Below are 3,379 nucleotides of genomic sequence, written 5' to 3' on the forward strand. Positions count from 1 at the left end.
GCTCCTCGCTCGTCGTGGTGTGGCCGGGGCGGGCGACGACGAACGCGATCGCCTCGGTGCCGTGCCCGTCACGGGCGGGGGCACCGACGACCTTGGCCAGGGCGACCGCGTCGTGGGCGATGAGCCGCAGCTCGATCTCGGCGGGGTCGACGAGGAACCCGCGCAGCCGCAGCACGTCGCCCATCCGGCACACGTAGCGGAAGGCCCCCTCGCCCGTGCGGACGGCGAGGTCGCCGGTGCGGAACCAGCCGTCGCTCGTGAAGGCTGCCGCCTTGAGCGAGGGATCGCCGAGGTAGTCGTCGACGACGTTGGGGCCGCGCAGCTGCAGCTCGCCCTGCTCTCCGTCGGGCAGCTCGCGGTTCGTCAGGGGGTCGGCGATGCGCACGGCGATGGCCGGTGTCACGACGTGGCCGCCGCCGGCGGCCCTCGTCTCCGGCGGCGCGTCGGTCGGCCAGAACGCCGTCAGGGCGAACGTCTCGGAGGAGCCGTACACGCCGGTCAGGACGGCGCCGCAGGCTTGCTCGGCCCAGGCCGCGAGCTCGGGCGTGCGGCCCTCGAAGTCGGCGATGAGCACGTGGCGCAGGGCGAGGCGCGCGCCGGAAGCGCGCTGCTCGTCGGCGATCCGGCCGATCAGGTCGTCCCCACCGACGATGTGCGTCACGCCCAGCTCAGCCATCTCGGCAACGACGCCGGAAGCCCGGAAGACCGGCTCGAGGAGGACGGGCACCCCAGCCAGCACAGCGGCATACGCGGCGACGAAGCCGAAGACGCCGGACAGCGGGAGCGCGCCGAGCATGACGTCGTCGGGGCGGAAGCGAAGCGCCTCGCCGGCGGCCAGGAGGTGCTCCGTCGTGCCGGCCTCGTCGTGGGCGGCGAGCTTGGGGCGCCCGGTGGACCCGGAGGTCGTGAAGCCGACCGCGAGAGCCGAGGGCCCGGGCGGCAGGGTGGTGGGGGCCGTGGCGGGGTGGCTGGGGGCGAGGGCGACGACGGGGCTGCCGAGGTCGTAGGCCGAGAGGTCGTCGGGGGCGCGCGTCCCGGGTGCGGCCACGACGACGAGGGCGGGGGCGGGCCGGTCGGCGGGCTCGAGCGCCGCACGGAGCCGGCCGACGAGGTCGAGGTCGTTGAAGTCGTGGGCCATGAGGACGGCCTGCGGGGCGGCCATCTGCAGGACGTGCGCGACCTCCTCGCTGTTGTAGCGGGTGTTGATGCCGATGACGTGGGCACCGAGACCGAGCGCGGCGAACTGGGCCGCGACGGAGTCGGACCAGTTCGGCAGCCAGACGCCGACGCAGTCTCCGGCGCCCACGCCCAGTCCACGGAGCACCTCGGCGATGGCGGCCGAGCGGGCGACGAGCTGCTGGCGGGTGACGGGGAGGGCGGTCGTCGTTCCGGCCGGGTCCGCTGCGGCGGCGCCGTCCCAGAGGGCGACGGCGGTCGGGTCCGCCTGGGCCAGCTCGGACACGACGTCGAGGAGCCGAGGCACCGTCATGCGCCCACCTCCTGCAGCATCGAGGAGATCCAGTCGTCGAGGACCTTGGCGAACTCCGGCATCTCCTCCATCGGGTAGTGACCGTAGCCCTCGAGCAGGACGTAGCGGCCGGCGGGGACCTGCTGGGCGGCGGCCGCGACGGTGCGCGGGGCCACCCAGAGGTCGTCCTCGCCGGCGACGAAGGTGACCGGGCACGGGACGGTGGGCAGCAGCTCCCGGACGTCGTGCGTCCCCCATCCGATGAGGTCCGAGCCGGACACCTCCGGGTCCTCGCGGCAGTGCATCCGCGCGATGAGGTCGCGGCGGTCGGCATCGACCGCCCGGCCGACGACCGCCTGGGTCCCGATGAACGTGCGGTCGGTCCGGGCGGGCGCGGCGGAGTCCTCGAGCTCCCGGCGCAGGGCGTGCAGCTTGACCTTGCCCGGCCCGGGTGGGGCGCACATCGACACGGCCGCCGCGAACCGATGGCCGTGGCGCGCGGCGAGGTCTTGGGAGACCTTGCCGCCGATCGAGCAGCCGACGACGACGGTCCGGTCAGCGGCGGGCTGGTCGCCGGTGCGCTGTTGGGGGGCGAGTCGGTCGGGGGCGAGTCGGTCGAGCAGCGTGACGCACCAGTCGGAGTAGACGGCCAGGTCGGTGACGACGCCTGTCGCGTGCGGCTCCGAGTGTCCATGGCCGGGCAGGTCTGGCACGAGGAGCCGGTAGCCGAGGTCGGCGAGTGGGACGAGGGTGCGCCGCCACTGGACGCCGCTCTGGCCGGCGGTGTGGAGGAGCAGGAGGGTCGTTCCGTTGGGCCGCGCCGGGACCACCTCCTGCACGAAGCCGATCCGGCCGTCGATGTCGAGGTGATGGGCTGAGATCGTCGTCATGCGAGTGCCTTCTGCTCGTCGGTGGCCTGGGCGGCTGGGCCGGTTGCGTCGGCGGGAGCGGCGCTGTCCGGGCGGGCCACGGTGCGCACGGCGTCGACGAGGAACGAGAGCGCCTTGGTGAGGCGCAGGTACTCGTAGGGGTCGCCGCTGACCTCGAACTCGCCGCTCATCAGCCGCACCCCGAAGCCGGCCTCGTCGGCGGTGATGATGTCGGCCCACGTCCGCTCCGACGCGCCGAAGGTGAAGGTGGCGCCGTGGGGCGCGCGGCGTGTCACCTCGATGACCCGGCCCCGGTAGATCCGCAGGTGGACCTCGTGCTGCCCGGCGCGGACCCCGATCGTGCCGTCCCATTCGGCGACGGCCGAGCGGAACCGCTCGTCGGCACCGAGTGCGTCGGCGAGGAGCCGGCCCCAGGCGAGGGTGCCGACGTCGGTGCGCGGTTCGTGCTCCGCTCCGGGGCTCGCCTTGACCAGGGTCCTGGCGTGGCCCGACTGCACGACCACGCCCTCACCGTTGGTCAGCTCGTTGTACCGGGTGATGACGCCTGCGTCGATGGCTCCGGTGTCGCGGTCGGCTCGCGGCTCGCGGCGCACGATCGTCGCCGTCAGGGTGAGCACATCACCGGGCCGGATGGGGGCATGCCAGGTCCACTCCTCCCCGAGGGCCGCGACGACCGAGTCGGACACCGCACCGCTTCGCACCCAGAGGCCGGCCGCGATCGTGGAGCCGAGCCCGCCGTGCGCGATGACCGAGCCGAACCGGGTTCCGGCGGCATACACGGGGTCGGTGTGCAGGGGATGGTCGTCCCCGCTCAGTGCCGCGAATGAGGCGATGTCGGCCTCCGTCACGACCCTCGGGCCGGCCCGGAACGTCTGCCCGACCGCGAACTGCTCGAAGTACATCGGATCGCCCTTCACGTATATCAACGAACGCTCGTTCATATAATGCGATTGCTGCCCACCCCCTGTCAACCGTCGACCGAGCGCAAACTCCGATCGCGAACCGTCGAGCGAGCGCAAAC

3 protein-coding genes are annotated in these 3,379 nt (G+C 73.5%); all 3 read right to left on the reverse strand.

What is annotated here, in order from left to right; all coding sequences use genetic code 11:
- Positions 1 to 1,489, reverse strand: a 1,489-nt coding sequence (locus N864_RS20470; RefSeq protein WP_051518868.1) for an AMP-binding protein, incomplete at its 3' end; no start/stop codon positions are given.
- On the reverse strand, positions 1,486 to 2,358 hold the full coding sequence (locus N864_RS20475) for an alpha/beta fold hydrolase (RefSeq protein WP_034721745.1): 873 nt from the start codon (positions 2,356 to 2,358) through the stop codon (positions 1,486 to 1,488). The genes N864_RS20475 and N864_RS20470, both read right to left, overlap by 4 nt.
- The gene (locus tag N864_RS23840; RefSeq protein ID WP_162164558.1) at positions 2,355 to 3,275 is read right to left on the reverse strand and encodes a MaoC/PaaZ C-terminal domain-containing protein; all 921 of its coding nucleotides are present in this window, start codon (positions 3,273 to 3,275) and stop codon (positions 2,355 to 2,357) included. The genes N864_RS20475 and N864_RS23840 overlap by 4 nt, the downstream gene beginning before the upstream one ends.
- Positions 3,276 to 3,379 lie beyond the last annotated feature (104 nt).

Origin of the sequence: Intrasporangium chromatireducens Q5-1 (assembly GCF_000576575.1) — a bacterium.
Taxonomy (GTDB): Bacteria; Actinomycetota; Actinomycetes; order Actinomycetales; family Dermatophilaceae; genus Intrasporangium_A; species Intrasporangium_A chromatireducens.